Origin of the sequence: Pseudomonas sp. LFS044 (assembly GCF_047978245.1) — a bacterium.
GTDB lineage: Bacteria > Pseudomonadota > Gammaproteobacteria > Pseudomonadales > Pseudomonadaceae > Aquipseudomonas.
In genome coordinates this window covers 49,566-66,034 of the sequence record NZ_JBFPFX010000013.1, presented here as the reverse complement: position 1 = coordinate 66,034, position 16,469 = coordinate 49,566, and the positions used below count along the sequence as shown (strand labels likewise).

The following is a 16,469-nucleotide window of genomic DNA, read 5'->3' as shown; positions in this document are numbered from 1 at the left end:
CTTGCTGATTTTCCGGGTACCAGCCCGGAAAGCCCCTGCTGGTCTCATATCTTCATAGGTATCGAGCGCGGGCTTTGTGGGCCCTTGCTCAGGTTTTACCTCAGTGCGGGCTCACCACCCGCACCTCGGCTTACTGCAGTTACAACGCTTTGAATCAGGTGCCGCTTTGCAGCAGCATGTTACGTACGTGGCCGATTGCCTTGGTCGGGTTCAGACCCTTCGGGCAAACGTTGACGCAGTTCATGATCCCACGGCAGCGGAACACGCTGAACGGGTCATCCAGGGACGCCAGGCGCTCCTGGGTCTTGGTGTCACGGCTGTCGGCCAGGAAGCGATAGGCCTGCAGCAGGGCCGCGGGGCCCAGGAACTTGTCTGGGTTCCACCAGAACGATGGGCAGGAAGTCGAGCAGCAAGCGCACAGGATGCACTCGTACAGACCGTCCAGCTTGTCACGCTCTTCCGGCGACTGCAGACGCTCGATGGCCGGGGCCGGCGTGTCGTTCTGCAGGAATGGCTTCACCTTCTCGTACTGCTTGTAGAAGATGCTCATGTCAACGACCAGGTCACGAATGACCGGCAGGCCCGGCAGCGGGCGCAGCACCAGCTTGTTGCCCTTGACCACGCCCGACAGCGGGGTGATGCAGGCCAGGCCGTTCTTGCCGTTCATGTTCATGCCGTCGGAACCGCACACGCCTTCACGGCAGGAGCGACGGTACGAGAAACCCTCGTCCTTTTCCTTGATCAGCGCCAGCACATCCAGAACCATCAGGTCCTTGCCGCCGGTGTCGACGTCGAACGACTCCATCTTGGGCGCCGCGTCGGTGTCGGGGTTGTAGCGATAAACTTCGACTTTCAACATAGCAGCCACCCTTAGTAAGTCCGGATTTTTGGTTCGAAGGCTGGAACAGTCTTCGGCGCAAAGTTGACGCCGCGCTTGGCAACGCGCTTGACACCCGGGTAGTACAGGGTGTGGCACAGCCAGTTTTCGTCGTCACGGTCTTCGAAGTCTTCACGGGCGTGGGCGCCGCGGGACTCTTTACGGGCTTCGGCTGCAATGGCGGTAGCTTCGGCAACTTCCAGCAGGTTCTGCAGCTCCAGCGCTTCGATACGCGCGGTGTTGAAGGCCTGGGACTTGTCGTTGATCTTGACGTTGGCGATACGCTCGCGCAGACCAGCCAGTTGCTCGATACCTTTGAGCATGTATTCGCCGGTACGGAATACACCGAAGTAGTTCTGCATGCAGCTCTGCAGCTCGCGCTTGAGGCTGGCAACGTCTTCGCCAGTGGAGCGCTCGTTGAGCTTGTTCAGGCGGTTCAGGGCAACATCGATGTCGGTGTCGCTGGCGTCGAGGTGCTCGATGCCGTCGCTCAGCGCCTTCTCCAGGTGCAGGCCGGCCGCACGACCGAACACCACCAGGTCGAGCAGCGAGTTGCCGCCCAGGCGGTTGGCACCGTGAACCGATACGCACGCCACTTCACCTACGGCGAACAGGCCAGGGATGATGTGATCCTTGCCTTCTTCGTCCATGGTGATGGCCTGGCCATGAATGTTGGTAGCAACGCCACCCATCATGTAGTGGCAGGTCGGAACGACCGGCACCGGCGCGACGACAGGGTCGACGTGGGCGAAGGTCTTGGACAGCTCGCAGATGCCTGGCAGGCGGCTGTGCAGCACTTCCTCACCCAGGTGGTCCAGCTTCAGCAGTACGTGGTCCTTGTTCGGGCCCACGCCGTTGCCGGCGATGATCTCTTTGACCATGGAACGGGCAACCACGTCGCGGCCGGCCAGGTCTTTCGCGTTCGGCGCGTAACGCTCCATGAAGCGCTCGCCGTGGGCGTTGATCAGGTAGCCACCCTCACCGCGGCAACCCTCGGTGACCAGTACACCGGCGCCGGCGATGCCGGTCGGGTGGAACTGCCACATTTCGATGTCCTGCACCGGTACACCGGCACGCAGGGCCATGCCGATACCGTCGCCGGTATTGATCAGGGCGTTGGTAGTGGAGGCATAGATACGGCCCGCACCGCCAGTCGCCAGAACGGTGGCCTTGGACTTGATGTACATGGTTTCGCCGGTTTCGATGCAGATCGCGATCACACCGACGAAGGCGCCTTCCTGGTTTTTTACCAGGTCAACGGCGTAGTACTCGTTGAGGAAGGTGGTACCGGCTTTCAGGTTGCCCTGGTACAGGGTGTGCAGCAGCGCGTGACCGGTACGGTCGGATGCTGCGCAGGTACGAGCAGCCTGGCCGCCCTTGCCGAAGTCCTTGGACTGGCCACCGAACGGACGCTGGTAGATGCGGCCGGTTTCGGTACGCGAGAACGGCAGGCCCATGTGGTCCAGTTCGAAGACCGCAGCCGGGCCTTCCTGACACATGTATTCGATAGCGTCCTGGTCACCGATGTAGTCGGAACCCTTGACGGTATCGTACATGTGCCAGCGCCAGTCATCGTTCGGGTCGGCCGAAGCGATGGCGCAGGTGATGCCGCCCTGGGCGGATACAGTGTGCGAACGGGTCGGGAAGACCTTGGTGACTACGGCAGTCTTGTGACCGCCCTGAGCCAGCTGCAGCGCTGCGCGCATGCCGGCACCGCCGCCACCAATGATGATGGCGTCGAAGGAAATAGTAGGAATGCTAGCCATGGATCAGATACCCCAGAGAATCTGCACACCCCAGACGAAGTAAGCGAACATCGCAACGCCGCATACCGCCTGGAACAGGAAACGAATCGCAGTTGCCGACTTGCCGAACGACATAGGCGTCAGGTAGTCGGTCGCAATGGTCCACATGCCGACCCAGGCGTGAGCGCCCAGGGCAACGAGGGCCAGCAGACTGAAGATCCGCATCGCGTTGTTGGAGAACAGACCATGCCACTGGGTGTAGTCGATGCCTGGGTGGCAGACCACGTAGCCGATCAGGAAAATGAAGTAAGCCGCGAGAACGACCGCCGATACGCGCTGCGCCATCCAGTCATAGAGGCCCGAACGCGACAGGTTCGTGACATTGGTTACCATACCCAAACTCCCACCAGAACGATCAGCACCACGGAGATGACGATCACGATTTTCGAGCCCAGCTTGCCGCCTTCCAGCGTCTCACCGATGCCCATGTCCATGATCAGGTGGCGTACACCTGCCACGAGGTGATAAAGCAGGGCGGACAACAGGCCCCAGGTCACGAACTTGGCCAGCGGGCTGGTCAGACACGCCTTCACCTCACCGAAGCCTTCCTCGGAACCCAGCGATTTGCCCAGTGCATAAAGCATGATGGCAAGGCCGAGGAACAGGATGACGCCGGAGATACGGTGAAGAATGGACGTGTACGCAGTGACAGGAAGCTTGATGGTCCTTAGGTCTAGGTTTACAGGTCGTTGGCTTTTCACGGCTTTTTTCACACTGAAGAGCCCCTAGCGAATCAGGGCAAAGTTGTTGGTAAGTGTACTGGTCAGGTACCCACCACCCAGGGAACGGCGACACCCAGCAGTTCGGGCTTGCAAGCCCCTGGGAGTCGGGTGCCGAGTATAGACAGTTAGGCTGCTTATGACAACGTGACGGGGTAGCCCAAATAGCGCATTGCCTTTAGCGAACAAAAGGCGTAAATGGGCGAGAATTTCGTGAAAAATCAGGCCTCAGAGCCGGTTTCAACCAGCCTTTAGGCAAATTGACATTCAAATTTACTTCTCTATAGTGGTGCGGGCCCTGCGTGGGGGGTCTGTCTGATGATTTCAAGCATTAATAGGAGGCCACATGGCTGACAAAAAAGCGCAGTTGGTCATCGAGGGCGCTGCCCCCGTCGAGCTGCCCATTTTAACCGGCACCGTTGGTCCTGATGTAATCGACGTCCGCGGGTTGGGGGCCACAGGTCACTTCACCTTCGACCCAGGTTTCATGGCGACCGCCTCGTGCGAGTCGAAGATCACCTACATCGATGGCGACCAGGGCGTGCTGCTGCACCGCGGCTACCCGATCGAACAGCTCGCCGAACAATCGGACTACCTGGAAACCTGCTACCTGCTGCTCAACGGCGAACTGCCGAATGCCGAGCAGAAGGCCCAGTTCGTCAGCACCGTCAAGAACCACACCATGGTTCACGAGCAGCTGAAGTCCTTCTTCAACGGTTTCCGCCGCGACGCTCACCCGATGGCGGTGATGTGCGGTGTGGTTGGCGCCCTCTCGGCGTTCTATCACGACTCCCTGGACATCAATAACCCGCAACACCGCGAAATTTCCGCGGTGCGCCTGGTCGCCAAGATGCCGACCCTGGCCGCGATGGTTTACAAGTACTCCATGGGCCAACCGATGATGTACCCGCGCAACGACCTGTCGTACGCGGAAAACTTCCTGCACATGATGTTCAATACCCCGTGCGAGATCAAACCGATCAGCCCGGTGCTGGCCAAGGCAATGGACAAGATCTTCATCCTCCATGCCGACCACGAACAGAACGCCTCCACTTCCACCGTGCGCCTGGCCGGCTCTTCGGGTGCCAACCCGTTCGCCTGTATTGCCGCCGGTATCGCCGCACTGTGGGGCCCTGCCCACGGCGGCGCGAACGAAGCCGTACTGACCATGCTCGATGAAATTGGCGATGTTTCGAACATCGACAAGTACATCGCCAAGGCCAAGGACAAGAACGACCCGTTCAAGCTGATGGGCTTCGGTCACCGCGTTTACAAGAACCGTGACCCACGCGCCACCGTGATGAAGAAGACCTGCGACGAAGTCCTGGGTGAGCTCGGCATCAAGAACGACCCGCAGCTGGAACTGGCCATGCGCCTGGAAGAGATCGCCCTGACCGATCCGTACTTCATCGAGCGCTCGCTGTACCCGAACGTCGACTTCTACTCGGGCATCATCCTGAAGGCGATCGGCATTCCGACCAGCATGTTCACCGTGATCTTCGCCCTGGCACGTACCGTGGGCTGGATCTCGCACTGGAAAGAAATGCTCTCCAGCCCGTACAAGATTGGCCGCCCGCGCCAGCTGTACACCGGCGAGCTGCAGCGCGACATCGTCGAACTGAAAGACCGCAACTAAGCTCCCTGAGCCGACCGCAAAAAGGCTGCCCTTGGGCAGCCTTTTTTATTGCCATCCTGCTGAACCGCTTATGCAGGCACGCGCATTACGGCGCTCCGAGCCTCAGTTTTTCTCGGCCCGCTCGCGCAGCCCTTTCAAGGTATTGAACGGCGCCTCCACGACAAACTTGTTGGCAACCATCGCCGGCACACTGCCACCCGGCTCGGTGTGCACCTGGTAAGTGACCTCTGTACTGTCGCCCTTGGGCACCAGCTTCCAGAAGCCTTCGACTTTCGCCACCCGCACGAACCCCTTCTCTTCGGGGACATACGTCGGCTCTTCTTTCAGGTTGCGGGTCAGGCTGCCATCAGCGGCCTTGACCGTGGTGACATGCAGCACCGAGTCCCGCGGGGTCACCGGCCACGGCGTATTGAACTGGGTGTAGGTCCAGCTCTGGTCACCTTCGTGCTTGAGCAGCTTCTGCGATTTGCACTCGTGAATCCAGGAACAGGCCCCAGCCACATCCTCTTGCAGCGCCTCGACCTTGGCCAGCGGCGCCTTGATCAGGGTGACACCGCGATAGGCCTTGTACTTGGAGCCCGGCACTTCGCTGAGGGAGACCTTGATCCCCTCCTCGTCCTTGGCCACCTGCCAGCTTTCCGCCCAGGCGGCAGGCGCCAGCAGGACACCCATGCCACACAGCAGTGCAATACGCTTGAACGATCTCATCATCTTTATCCTTGTTGTCGAAGATCCAGCCTGTCACGCCGCCGTCATCTGCTCCCACCAGCCGAGAATCCTGATTGCCTCGTCGCGATCGTTGCCGCACACCTCGATATCCGCCTTGAACCCCCCACACACCGCAGGCCGCTCGGGCTTGCCGAACAGGTCGCAGAGGTTCTCGACGGTAAGGTGCAGGCAGCGCTCGCCAGCCGGCTTGCCGTGGGGCATGCGCGGCATCGCAGAGCTGATGGACGGGGCGATGCAGCAGGCACCGCAGCCCTCACGGCAATTCATGACAACAAGACTCCCTGAAACAAAACGGGACGAACGTCCCTGGATAGTAACCGCTCAAACATACGTTTGAAATTGCTGGCCTGATGAAATCGGCCGTGACTCAACAGTCAGTTACCGCTGGCTACTGACGGAACTCGAAGTCGATGGCCGCGCCTTCCACATCACGGCGGCTATCGTTGCGCATCTGCAACTGCATTTCGTTGCTGATCAACCGGCCGTTGAGCTGGAACGGGCTGTCGTCGCTTTGTGGCTTTTCGGTGAACATGGCGGGCAGCAAAGGTTTGCGGCGGTTGGCAGAGTTGCCGACGCTGGGTTCGAGGTCATCGACCATATCAGCCGGCAGGCTCAGGTCGAGTTTGGCTTTCGGCAGCGGCTTGGCCACCGCCTTGCTGACCGGCTTGCGTGCCACCTTGGCTTTCGGCTTGGGTTTGGATTTGGCTGGCTGCCTGGTCGCAGGCTTTGCAGCCGCCTTGCCCTGTTGCGCTTGAACCGCAGGCTGCGCCGCCTGGGATACGCCAGGAAGCGCAACAAACGGCACAAGGCAGACGATCAAGGCAATACAACGCAACAGTTTCATGGACACCGGCTAGCAAGGCAGGAAATGTGCGTATGCTCTCCGTTCCGCCCGCGCCTGGCAAGCCTTACAAAAGTGAGGGTTGCGACTCCCTGCACAATTGCTGTGCCAGCAGCCCGAGCGTCATCACCGCCCGCTCGGCTTCCTTGTTCCACGGGATGCCACAGTTCAGCCGGATGCAGTGATTGAACTGCTCGGTATTACTGAAGATCAGCCCCGGCGCGATGCTGATACCCTGCTCCAGCGCGCGCACGTGCAAGTCCTGCGTATTGACCCTTCCCGGCAGGCTCACCCAAAGGATGAACCCACCCGTGGGCCGGGTCATCTGCGTGCCTTCCGGGAAGTGCTGCTGCACCGCCAGCTGGTAAGCGCTGAGGTTCTTGCGATACTCCTGACGGATAAACCGCAGGTGGCGATCGTAGCCGCCGTTTTCCAGGTAAGCCGCCACCCCCATTTGCGTGACGCTGCACGCGGAATGCGTGGTGAAGGTCTGCAACCGCTGGATCTCGTCCTGGTAGCGCCCCGCCACCATCCAGCCAACCCTCACACCGGGCGACAGCGTCTTGGAAAAACTCGAACAGTAGATGACCCGGTCCAGCCGGTCGAATGCTTTGAGCGCCTTGGTCTTGCCCTGCTCGAACATCAGTTCGCCATAAATGTCGTCTTCAACGATCTGTATGTCGAAGTCCGACGCCAGGCGCAGCAACTGCTTCTGCCGCTCTTCGGGGATGGTGCCACCCAGTGGGTTGCTCAGGCGCGAGGTCAGCACCAGGGCCTTGATCGACCACTGGTTGGCTGCAAGCTGCAGGGCCTCCAGGCTAATGCCGGTAGACGGGTCACTGGGAATCTCGATGACCTTCAGGCCGAGCAGGTCGGCCAACTGCAGCAGGCCGTAATAGGTGGGTGACTCGGCGGCGATCAGATCACCCGGGCGGGTCAGCACGCGCAGCGACATCTGCAGCGCGTCGACACAGCCATGGGTGACGATCACCTCGCGCGGGTCAACCAGTACGCCGGCATCGCGCATGCGTATGGCGATCTGCCGGCGCAGTGGCTCGAAACCTGGGCTGAACATGTAGCTGAACGCACGCGGGCTGTGAAACCGGGTGACCTTGGCGATCTGCTGATGCAGGGCGCGCACCGGCAAGTAATCGACATGGGGCACGGCGGCCCCGAAGGGGAATACGCCATCCCGACGCGCCTCGGTCAATACCTGCTGGATGATACTGGCCCGGGTCACCAGGCCGGGGCGCTCGACCCTGGCGATGTCGGGTGTCTGCGCGGTCAGCGCCGGCGTTTGGTGCACGTAGTAGCCCGACTGCGGCCGGGCGCGGATCAGCCCCTGATCCTCGAGATTGGCATAGGCCTGCAGCACCGTGGCATGGCTGACATTGAGCTGAGCGCTCATCTTGCGCACGGACGGTACCCGCTCCCCTGGCTGGTAGACACCACGACGGATGTCATCGGCCAGTTGCTGGGCGATACGCTGGTACAACAGCAGGTTGGTCATGGCGATATCTCGACGCGCGGACGGGCTCGTTGTTCTTGTGCGACTCACTGACGACAGAGAATACCGTAACAGTTGCGAAGTGTACTGGGACAGATTGCAGAATAGTCGACAATACCGTTGCGTAACACCTGTCTAAACGATTAACACGTCACGCGCCGATAAAAAAAGGGACTGCAACGCAGCCCCTTTCTTTCAATGATCAGCGCGCTGGCGCCAGCTTGCCTTTTTCGTCAGAAAAGACGATTTCGACCCGGCGGTTCTGCGCCCTGCCCCGCTCGGAGGCATTGGCCTCGATCGGATACTGATCGCCATACCCCTCAACCTGCAGACGTTTTTCGTTGATGCCCAGATCGACCAGCATATCGGCCACCGCTTGCGCCCGATCACGCGATAGCTTGAGGTTGTCCTCCGGCGCGCCCGTGTTGTCGGCGTAACCTTCGATCCGTACCACGCGACGAGGGTTGAGCTGCAGGAACTGCACCAGCTTCAGCACGGTGCGGCTGGCCGAGTTCTTCAGGTCGGCGCGGCCGGTGTCGAACAGCACATCGCCCAGCGTCATCACCAACCCGCGGTCAGCCTGCTCCGAGGCCAACGCGGCGATTTGCGTCTCGACCCACTTGCCTTGCTGCTGCACGCTGGCCAATTTGGCCTCGCGCAGGGCCAGTTGCAGGCGCTGGCGTTCGAGGTCGAGCTTGGCCAGGCGCTCCTGATTCAGCGCCAGCTTGGCGTGCTCGCTGGCGATCTCGCTGTAGCGCTGGCTCAAGTAGGCATAGTGGCGCACGTCGGTGCCTGTACCGATGTAGCTGGACAGGCGTTCGGCGCGGGCCAGCGATTCACCGGCACGGATCACGTCACGCGGCGCGCTGCGCAGCACATCGGAATCATCCTTGACCTTCTGGAACGCCGTGGCGGCGTCATCCAGCGCGGACTCGCTGCGCTGGCTGGCGCAACCTTGCAGCCCGGCGGTCAGTGCCAGCAGGGCCAGAGCGGCCATTGGCTTGTAGCGCATCATGGCTGCACCTCCAGCTGCTTGCGCAAGCGCTTGACCCGAGCCTGCAGCGCGTCGAGTTGCTCGTCGCTCTTCTGGTTAAGCACACGGGCTTCGGCCAGCCGCGCATCCAGCTCGGCCTGCTCGGCCCGCATGCGGGCGTCGCGGTAGTCTTCGGTCAGCATATTGGTCTTGGCCCGGGCAAGCTTGTCTTCGGCCAGCTTCAGCTCCTCGACCTGGTCGGTGGCACCGACCGCCTTGGCCTGTTCCAGCGCCTGCTCGGAAATACGCATCTGCTCGTTGGGCGCCGGGTCATTGGCGCAGCCGGCCAGGCCGAGCATGGCCACGGCAAGGATCAGTGATTGGGTTCTCACGCACTCTTCCTACTGTTTGGGGGCATCCGCCTGCACGTGCATCTGCGCTTTCCAGCGCTCGACATTGCGTTGCAGCACGGCTTCAGACGCACCGGAGATCGGCAATTCTGTCAGTTTTTTTGCCAGTTGCCCACGCAACCACGCGTCATTGCACGCCGAGTTGTGCGAGACGGCCAGGTACAGCCCTGGGCGATCCACCGGCAGGCCGCGCGCGATAAGGTCGTTGCTCATGCCCAGGCTCTGGGTCATGGCCATGCCCGAGTAGCGTCCGGCCAGCACATAATCGACCTGGCCCAGCACCAGTTTTTGAAACGCCTGGGTCAGGTTCTGCGCGGGCACCAGCTTCAGCTGCGCCTTGGCAAAGGCGCTGAAGGCGGGGGTCAGGCGGGCGCGCTCCGACAGCGTGCCCTGGTATTTCGCCAGGTCCGCTGGGCCGTCGAAGTCGACCTCGGCGTCATGTCGCGTCCAGACCAGGTATTCGTTGAGCTGCAAGGGCGGGTGAATGTAGTCCAGTGCAGTCAGCTGCTCCACTTGCATGGGCGTATCGAGCAGCAGGTCCATGCGCCCGCTGCGCACCTCTTCCAGCGCCTGGTCGCGCCTGCCGGCATTCAACACCTCCACCTTCACGCCCAGCTCGCCGGCCACCTGGCGCAACAGGTCGACGTTGGCGCCGATGAGGTGTTCAGGGTCTTTCGGGTCTTGCCAGGAATAAGGCGGGGCATCCGGGCTGCCGGTAGCCACCAGGCGCTCACATTTGCCTGCCGCCATTGCCAGCGGCGACAGCATCGCCACCGTGCATGCCAGCACCTTGCCTGCTTCGCGAAACGCCATCCCTTACTCCTTGCCCGCATAAAAAAAGCCCGGCCCTCGTTACAAGGGCCGGGCTTCTTTATAAGTGAAGCAGGCGGATCAGACCAGCTTTTCCAGCTCTGGAACCGCTTCGAACAGGTCAGCGACCAGGCCGTAGTCGGCCACCTGGAAGATCGGCGCTTCTTCATCCTTGTTGATCGCAACGATCACCTTGGAGTCTTTCATGCCGGCCAGGTGCTGGATCGCGCCGGAGATACCGACGGCGATGTACAGCTGCGGCGCAACGATCTTGCCGGTCTGGCCGACCTGCATGTCGTTGGGCACAAAGCCTGCGTCGACCGCAGCGCGCGAGGCACCCACGGCGGCGCCGAGCTTGTCGGCCAGGCTGTACAGGTGCTTGAAGTTGTCACCGTTGCCCATGCCGCGGCCGCCGGAAACGACGATTTTGGCAGCGGTCAGCTCTGGGCGGTCGGACTTGGCCAGTTCTTCACCGACGAAGGTGGAGATACCGGCGTTGTGCGCAGCGCCAACGGCCTCGACAGCGGCCGAGCCACCTTCGGCGGCCACGGCGTCGAAGCCAGTGGTACGCACGGTGATGACCTTGACCGCAGCGCTCGATTGCACGGTGGCAATGGCGTTACCGGCATAGATCGGGCGCTTGAACGTGTCGGCGGATTCGACCGAGATGATCTCGGAGATCTGGTCGACGTCCAGCAGCGCGGCAACGCGTGGCAGGATGTTCTTGCCGTTGGTGGTGGCCGGGGCCAGCACGTGGCTGTAACCGTTGGCACCGCCTTGTTCAACAAGAGCAACGATCAGCGGCGCGACGTTTTCCGGCAGGACGTGGGCGTAGGCGGCGTTATCAGCCACCAGCACCTTGGCAACGCCAGCGATCTTGGCAGCGGATTCGGCAACGCCACCGACGTTCTGGCCTGCGACCAGCACGTGCACATCACCACCGATCTTGGCGGCTGCGGCGACAGTGTTCAGGGTGGACGGGGCTACGGCACCGTTCTCGTATTCAGCGACAACCAGGATAGTCATTTAGATTACCTTCGCTTCGTTCTTCAGCTTCTCGACCAGTTCGGCCACCGACTTGACCTTGATACCCGCGCTGCGTGCAGCCGGCGCTTCGACTTTCAGGGTCTTGTTGGTGGAGGCGAGGGAAACGCCCAGATCGTCAGGCTTGACGGTCTCCAGCGGCTTCTTCTTGGCCTTCATGATGTTCGGCAGCGACGCGTAGCGCGGCTCGTTCAGGCGCAGGTCGGTGGTGACGATCGCTGGCAGGTTCAGCGATACGGTCTGCAGGCCGCCATCGATTTCACGGGTGACGTTCAGCTTGTCGCCAGCCACCTCGACCTTGGAGGCGAAGGTGCCCTGGGCGTAGCCGGTCAGCGCGGCCAGCATCTGGCCGGTCTGGTTGTTGTCACTGTCGATGGCCTGTTTGCCGAGAATGACCAGCTGCGGCTGCTCTTTGTCGACAACGGCTTTCAGCGCCTTGGCCACGGCCAGCGAATTCAGCTCATCGGCGGCTTCGACCAGGATGGCACGATCGGCACCCAGTGCCAGCGCAGTACGCAGCTGCTCCTGGGCAGTGGTCGGGCCGACGGAGACGACGACGATCTCGCTCGCCACGCCCTTCTCTTTCAGGCGTACGGCTTCTTCCACGGCGATTTCGCAGAAGGGGTTCATGGACATCTTGACGTTAGCAAGGTCGACGCCGGAGTTGTCCGCCTTGACGCGAACCTTGACGTTGTAGTCGACCACTCGTTTGACAGCTACAAGAACCTTCATGGATTCCTCGTTACTCTCCGGTGAATAGATAGTCGCCTGGGGCTATGCCCGGCGATGCGCGTGGGTACAAGGGCACCTCTAAAAACGTGCCGGGGGGCGCAAACTTCAGCGTGACCAATCAGTCTTGTTCAGACCATTGCGGCAAATAGCTGCGGGTCATTTTCTGTGGTGGCGTGTAAACTCCACTACAAACCGTGATCTGGCCCGAAAGCCCTGCTCCACACCTGGTTTTTAGAGGTGTACCTGCGCCCGGCGATAAGCCTACGGCGAACGTAAAACCGCTCGTATCTTGACCGCAACACCCAATCCGGTCAATACGGCAAATCGGTCACCCTCCAGCCGCGTTCCTGTGATTTTACTGGCCTGCGGCAAATTCAAACAAACGTTTGTATTGGACCCGCCAAGTGGTGTAGATATAATGCGCGGCCAAGACAAAACGGTGTAGTCCATCCTCTGCGCTGCTACAGCTCCGCTCCCGTGAAGCGCGGTGCGCATGATCACCCCACACCCATAAGACAAAGCAACAGCACCAGCCTTGATGAGTAGGAGAGAACCAGTGGAACGCGAATACATGGAATTCGACGTGGTCATCGTCGGCGCTGGCCCGGCAGGCCTGTCAGCCGCCTGCCGCCTGAAGCAGAAGGCCGCCGAAGCCGGTAGCGAAATCAGCGTCTGCGTGGTCGAGAAAGGCTCCGAAGTCGGCGCCCACATTCTCTCCGGCGCGGTGTTCGAGCCGCGCGCCCTGAACGAACTGTTCCCCGACTGGAAGGAACTCGGCGCGCCGCTGAACACCGAGGTCAAGCGCGACGACATCTACGTGCTCAAGGATGCCGGCAGTTCGACCAAGGTGCCTGACCTGTTCGTGCCCAAGACCATGCACAACCAGGGCAACTACATCATTTCGCTGGGCAACCTGTGCCGCTGGCTGGCCCAGCAGGCGGAAAACCTGGGCGTGGAAATCTACCCGGGCTTCGCCGCCCAGGAAGCGCTGATCGATGACAACGGCGTGGTTCGCGGCATCGTCACCGGTGACCTGGGCGTCGACCGTGAAGGCAACCCGAAGGACGGCCTGTACACCCCCGGCATGGAACTGCGCGCCAAGTACACCCTGTTCGCCGAAGGTTGCCGCGGCCACATCGGCAAGCAGCTGATCAAGCGTTTCAACCTCGACAGCGAGTCCGACGTCCAGCACTACGGCATCGGCCTGAAGGAAATCTGGGAAATCGACCCGGCCAAGCACGAGCAGGGCCTGGTGGTGCACACCGCTGGCTGGCCGCTGGACGTGGTGGCCAAGGACAACACCGGTGGCTCGTTCCTCTATCACCTGGAAAACAACCAGGTGGTGGTCGGGCTGATCGTCGACCTGTCCTACGCCAACCCGTACCTGTCGCCGTTCGATGAATTCCAGCGCCTCAAGCACCACCCGGTGATCAGCCAGTACCTCGAAGGCGGCAAGCGCATCAGCTACGGTGCCCGTGCCCTGGCCAAGGGCGGTATCAACTCGCTGCCGAAAATGGTCTTCAATGGTGGCGCACTGATCGGTTGCGACCTGGGCACCATGAACGTGGCCAAGATCAAGGGCAGCCACACCGCCATGAAGTCCGGCATGCTCGCCGCCGAAGCGGTGGCCGACGCCCTGATCGCCGGCAGCGAAGGTGGTGACCAGCTGAACAGCTACGTCAGCGCCTTCAAGGCCAGCTGGCTGTACGAAGAACTGTTCGCCAGCCGCAACTTCGGCCCTGCCATGCACAAGTTCGGCCCGCTGCTGGGCGCCGCGTTCAACTATGTGGACCAGAACTGGTTCGGCGGCAAGCTGCCGTTCACCCTGCACGATACCAAGCCGGACTACGCCTGCCTCAAGCTGGCCGCGGATTCGAAAAAGATCGACTACCCGAAACCGGACGGCAAGCTCAGCTTCGACAAGCTCAGCTCGGTATTCCTCTCCAGCACCAACCACGAAGAGGAACAACCCTGCCACCTGAAGCTGACCGACCCGAGTATCCCAATCGCCAGCAACCTGCCGCTGTACGACGAGCCGGCGCAGCGTTACTGCCCGGCGGGCGTGTACGAAGTGGTCACCCAGGAAGACGGCAACAAGCGCTTCCAGATCAACGCGCAGAACTGCGTGCACTGCAAGACCTGCGACATCAAGGACCCGGCCCAGAACATCACCTGGGTTACCCCTGAAGGCGCAGGTGGGCCGAATTACCCGAACATGTAAGCCCTGCCGATGCGGCAGCAAAAAGCCCCCTGACCTCGCGGTAAGGGGGCTTTTTCGTATGTGCAGTGTCAGGCAGTCCTGACTTCCTCGAACAGCTCGGGGTGACGATCCAGCAGTTTGAACAGTTTGACCAAAGCCACTGGCGGCCTGGTTTTGCCATTTTCGTAACGTGAGAAGGCATTCACCCCTCCGCCGAAAATTTCCCCAGCCTCGCGCTGGTCCAGATCGAATTTCTTGCGCACCGAGGTAATGAATCCAGGATCGACCGCCATAGCATTCACTTGACGGTTGAAAGCCGACATCAGGTTACTGACACGCATGGCCTCATCATGGCCCAGTACAGACTCGCCACAGACAGAACAATAATCGCCACTGACATCAGGGATCAGCGTCGTCTCACCCTTGTAGCAATACGGCATATCCTGGGTGTCAGGTGCGAGCTCCGCACCACCGCAAATAGGACATCTCATGATCACAGCTCCTTGAAAGACACGATGAGCACGTCGTCGATTACGGACAGCTTGAGGTAGACGCTTTCCTGCCAAATTCGACGATCGACATGGCTGGTCATGCTCTTGTGGAAATCCGTGCGCTTAAAACTCATGATGACCTCGAGCATGCATGGGTAATCCACTCCAGAAGCCTGAGCACCCTGCAATGCGGTGCTAGTCGTGCGAATGCGCCGCGCCGCAATCAATGCCCATACCCGCTCCAGCGGGCAATGAGGCGTTCTCTTTTCCATGAGAAATTAACCTTCTAGGTAAATTTGGCTAATAGGTTATCCAATAGCCTCCACCTGAAAGTCTGCCTCACCACCCGCAAACACTTAGTGGGTCATTTGTCACCACACATGATCGGCATGGGTTCCGCCGCGAACGCCAATGGCTCGCGGCGCCCGAAATACACCGCTGTCAGCAACCCGACAGTCCCCATGATCAGACAGAACCCGACACACACCCACGGGCTCCACGGCATCAGTGCAATCAACGCCAACGGCGTGGTGCTGGCCCACAGGGCATAGGCGACGTTATAGGTGAAGGAAATACCCGACACCCGGATCTCGGCCGGGAACAGCCCGACCATCACCGACGGCACCACACCCACCACACCACAAGAAAGCCCCGCCAGCGCATACGCCAGCCAGGTCAGGCCCCACTGCCCCACCAGGCTCGCATACAAGGCGCCGATGCCCAGCGGCAGCAGCAGGCTGTAAATCATCAGCGCACGCCAGGCGCCCAGGCGATCGACCAGCAGCCCGGCCAGCACGCAGCCAATGTTCAGGAAGACAATGCCGACGCTGCTCAGGGCGAAGGTATGCCCGGCGGTCATGCCGAAGCGCTGCTGCATCACCGTCGGGGTGATCACCACCAGCACCACGACTGCCGAGGTCAGCACGCAGGTCAGCAGCGCTGCCGGGATCAGCGCCCGACGGTGCCCCCCCAGCACGCGCCGCAACGGGAACTTCACCGGCTGCTGCTGACGCTCGCGCAAGGCCAGAAACACCGGTGTTTCACTCAACCAACGGCGCAACCACACGCCGATCACACCGAACACCCCGCCCAGCAGGAAGGGATAACGCCAGGCGTAATCGAGAATCTCCTGCGCGGTAAAGGCCTGCGCCAGCAATGTGGCGGTCAGCGCACCCAGCAGATAGCCGAAGGTCAAGCCGGCTTGCAGGAAGCCCAGGGCATAGCCGCGCCGCCCGTGCGGGGCATGTTCGGCAACGAAGGTCCAGGCGCTTGGCACCTCCCCCCCGACTGCGGCGCCCTGCAGAATGCGCAGCCCCAGCAGGATCAGCGGCGCCGCGTAGCCGATGTCGGCATAGGTCGGCATCACCCCGATCAGCAGGCACGGCAGGGCCATCATCAGGATGCTGAGGCTGAACACCCGCTTGCGCCCCAGGTGGTCGGCGAAGTGCGCCATGAGAATGCCGCCCAGCGGCCGCGCCAGGTAGCCGGTGACAAAAATCCCGAAGCTCTGCAGCAGGCGCAGCCACTCGGGCATTTCTGGCGGGAAGAACAGCTGGCTGAGGGTCAGGGCGAAGAATACGAAGATGATGAAATCGTAGATTTCCAGCGCGCCGCCCAGCGCCGCCAGGCCCAGGGTCCGGTGGTCGCCGCGGCTGAACCGGGGCGGGCGAGCGGTATCGATGGCAGTCATGACAA

At 61.2% G+C, this 16,469-nt stretch carries 18 protein-coding genes; 2 read left to right on the top strand and 16 right to left on the bottom strand.

Annotation, left to right across the window (positions count from 1 at the left end):
• Positions 1-154: 154 nt before the first annotated feature.
• Genes ACNQPL_RS13185 through sdhC form a run of 4 tightly spaced genes read right to left on the bottom strand, consistent with a single transcriptional unit; the run spans position 155 to position 3,395 of the window.
• Positions 155-859 carry a succinate dehydrogenase iron-sulfur subunit gene (locus ACNQPL_RS13185; RefSeq protein WP_346615142.1) on the bottom strand — a complete coding sequence of 235 codons (705 nt, stop codon included), beginning with the start codon at positions 857-859 and terminating at the stop codon, positions 155-157.
• A gap of 11 nt (positions 860-870) precedes the next feature.
• On the bottom strand, positions 871-2,643 hold the full coding sequence (gene sdhA, locus ACNQPL_RS13180; protein WP_023533625.1) for a succinate dehydrogenase flavoprotein subunit: 1,773 nt from the start codon (positions 2,641-2,643) through the stop codon (positions 871-873).
• Positions 2,644-2,646: 3 nt separating this feature from the next.
• The gene (sdhD, locus tag ACNQPL_RS13175) at positions 2,647-3,015 is read right to left on the bottom strand and encodes a succinate dehydrogenase, hydrophobic membrane anchor protein (RefSeq protein WP_027921320.1); all 369 of its coding nucleotides are present in this window, start codon (positions 3,013-3,015) and stop codon (positions 2,647-2,649) included.
• A complete protein-coding gene (gene sdhC, locus ACNQPL_RS13170) occupies positions 3,009-3,395 on the bottom strand; it encodes a succinate dehydrogenase, cytochrome b556 subunit (protein ID WP_012315350.1) in 387 nt (128 codons plus the stop codon). The genes sdhD and sdhC overlap by 7 nt, the downstream gene beginning before the upstream one ends.
• 352 nt (positions 3,396-3,747) lie before the next feature.
• Here sdhC and gltA point away from each other — a divergent pair, with 352 nt between their 5' ends.
• Positions 3,748-5,037 (top strand): citrate synthase, encoded by a 1,290-nt coding sequence (gene gltA, locus ACNQPL_RS13165; RefSeq protein WP_416466982.1) that lies wholly within the window; start codon positions 3,748-3,750, stop codon positions 5,035-5,037.
• Positions 5,038-5,139: 102 nt separating this feature from the next.
• Here gltA and ACNQPL_RS13160 read toward each other — a convergent pair whose 3' ends face one another.
• The 9 genes from ACNQPL_RS13160 to ACNQPL_RS13120 form a co-directional block, all read right to left on the bottom strand.
• Positions 5,140-5,748, bottom strand: a complete 609-nt coding sequence (locus ACNQPL_RS13160; RefSeq protein WP_416466981.1) for an START domain-containing protein — start codon at positions 5,746-5,748, stop codon at positions 5,140-5,142.
• A gap of 30 nt (positions 5,749-5,778) precedes the next feature.
• On the bottom strand, positions 5,779-6,033 hold the full coding sequence (locus ACNQPL_RS13155; RefSeq protein ID WP_346615637.1) for a YkgJ family cysteine cluster protein: 255 nt from the start codon (positions 6,031-6,033) through the stop codon (positions 5,779-5,781).
• A gap of 121 nt (positions 6,034-6,154) precedes the next feature.
• Positions 6,155-6,610, bottom strand: coding sequence for a hypothetical protein (locus ACNQPL_RS13150; protein ID WP_346615636.1), 456 nt, complete (start codon positions 6,608-6,610; stop codon positions 6,155-6,157).
• Positions 6,611-6,674: 64 nt separating this feature from the next.
• On the bottom strand, positions 6,675-8,117 hold the full coding sequence (locus tag ACNQPL_RS13145; RefSeq protein WP_416466980.1) for a PLP-dependent aminotransferase family protein: 1,443 nt from the start codon (positions 8,115-8,117) through the stop codon (positions 6,675-6,677).
• A 199-nt stretch (positions 8,118-8,316) separates the two neighbouring features.
• Positions 8,317-9,129 (bottom strand): OmpA family protein, encoded by an 813-nt coding sequence (locus ACNQPL_RS13140; protein ID WP_346615634.1) that lies wholly within the window; start codon positions 9,127-9,129, stop codon positions 8,317-8,319.
• Positions 9,126-9,479, bottom strand: coding sequence for a DUF4398 domain-containing protein (locus ACNQPL_RS13135; RefSeq protein ID WP_416466979.1), 354 nt, complete (start codon positions 9,477-9,479; stop codon positions 9,126-9,128). Before ACNQPL_RS13135 ends, ACNQPL_RS13140 begins: the two co-directional genes overlap by 4 nt.
• A 9-nt stretch (positions 9,480-9,488) precedes the next feature.
• Complete coding sequence (locus ACNQPL_RS13130; RefSeq protein ID WP_416466978.1) at positions 9,489-10,310, bottom strand: substrate-binding periplasmic protein; 822 nt, start codon at positions 10,308-10,310, stop codon at positions 9,489-9,491.
• 78 nt (positions 10,311-10,388) lie between these two features.
• Positions 10,389-11,333 carry an electron transfer flavoprotein subunit alpha/FixB family protein gene (locus ACNQPL_RS13125; protein WP_416466977.1) on the bottom strand — a complete coding sequence of 315 codons (945 nt, stop codon included), beginning with the start codon at positions 11,331-11,333 and terminating at the stop codon, positions 10,389-10,391.
• The gene (locus tag ACNQPL_RS13120; RefSeq protein ID WP_346615630.1) at positions 11,334-12,083 is read right to left on the bottom strand and encodes an electron transfer flavoprotein subunit beta/FixA family protein; all 750 of its coding nucleotides are present in this window, start codon (positions 12,081-12,083) and stop codon (positions 11,334-11,336) included.
• 556 nt (positions 12,084-12,639) lie between these two features.
• Between ACNQPL_RS13120 and ACNQPL_RS13115 the strand changes: the two genes are divergently transcribed.
• Entirely contained in the window at positions 12,640-14,304 is a 1,665-nt protein-coding gene (locus ACNQPL_RS13115; RefSeq protein ID WP_346615629.1) for an electron transfer flavoprotein-ubiquinone oxidoreductase, read from the top strand.
• Between the two features lie 68 nt (positions 14,305-14,372).
• Here the strand turns inward: ACNQPL_RS13115 and ACNQPL_RS13110 are convergent, their stop codons facing one another.
• The 3 genes from ACNQPL_RS13110 to ACNQPL_RS13100 form a co-directional block, all read right to left on the bottom strand.
• Entirely contained in the window at positions 14,373-14,774 is a 402-nt protein-coding gene (locus ACNQPL_RS13110; protein WP_346615628.1) for a type II toxin-antitoxin system MqsA family antitoxin, read from the bottom strand.
• 2 nt (positions 14,775-14,776) lie between these two features.
• A complete protein-coding gene (locus tag ACNQPL_RS13105; protein ID WP_346615627.1) occupies positions 14,777-15,046 on the bottom strand; it encodes a type II toxin-antitoxin system MqsR family toxin in 270 nt (89 codons plus the stop codon).
• Between the two features lie 92 nt (positions 15,047-15,138).
• A complete protein-coding gene (locus ACNQPL_RS13100; RefSeq protein WP_416466976.1) occupies positions 15,139-16,464 on the bottom strand; it encodes an MFS transporter in 1,326 nt (441 codons plus the stop codon).
• Positions 16,465-16,469: the final 5 nt, after the last annotated feature.

Coding starts and splice junctions, on each gene's coding strand:
- ACNQPL_RS13105 (WP_346615627.1), bottom strand. CDS start 15,046: ATGGAAAAGAGAACGCCTCATTGCCCGCTGGAGCGGGTATGGGCATTG.
- ACNQPL_RS13120 (WP_346615630.1), bottom strand. CDS start 12,083: ATGAAGGTTCTTGTAGCTGTCAAACGAGTGGTCGACTACAACGTCAAG.
- ACNQPL_RS13140 (WP_346615634.1), bottom strand. CDS start 9,129: ATGATGCGCTACAAGCCAATGGCCGCTCTGGCCCTGCTGGCACTGACC.
- ACNQPL_RS13150 (WP_346615636.1), bottom strand. CDS start 6,610: ATGAAACTGTTGCGTTGTATTGCCTTGATCGTCTGCCTTGTGCCGTTT.
- ACNQPL_RS13130 (WP_416466978.1), bottom strand. CDS start 10,310: ATGGCGTTTCGCGAAGCAGGCAAGGTGCTGGCATGCACGGTGGCGATG.
- ACNQPL_RS13100 (WP_416466976.1), bottom strand. CDS start 16,464: ATGACTGCCATCGATACCGCTCGCCCGCCCCGGTTCAGCCGCGGCGAC.
- ACNQPL_RS13125 (WP_416466977.1), bottom strand. CDS start 11,333: ATGACTATCCTGGTTGTCGCTGAATACGAGAACGGTGCCGTAGCCCCG.
- ACNQPL_RS13155 (WP_346615637.1), bottom strand. CDS start 6,033: ATGAATTGCCGTGAGGGCTGCGGTGCCTGCTGCATCGCCCCGTCCATC.
- ACNQPL_RS13145 (WP_416466980.1), bottom strand. CDS start 8,117: ATGACCAACCTGCTGTTGTACCAGCGTATCGCCCAGCAACTGGCCGAT.
- sdhA (WP_023533625.1), bottom strand. CDS start 2,643: ATGGCTAGCATTCCTACTATTTCCTTCGACGCCATCATCATTGGTGGC.
- gltA (WP_416466982.1), top strand. CDS start 3,748: ATGGCTGACAAAAAAGCGCAGTTGGTCATCGAGGGCGCTGCCCCCGTC.
- ACNQPL_RS13185 (WP_346615142.1), bottom strand. CDS start 859: ATGTTGAAAGTCGAAGTTTATCGCTACAACCCCGACACCGACGCGGCG.
- ACNQPL_RS13160 (WP_416466981.1), bottom strand. CDS start 5,748: ATGATGAGATCGTTCAAGCGTATTGCACTGCTGTGTGGCATGGGTGTC.
- sdhD (WP_027921320.1), bottom strand. CDS start 3,015: ATGGTAACCAATGTCACGAACCTGTCGCGTTCGGGCCTCTATGACTGG.
- ACNQPL_RS13110 (WP_346615628.1), bottom strand. CDS start 14,774: ATGAGATGTCCTATTTGCGGTGGTGCGGAGCTCGCACCTGACACCCAG.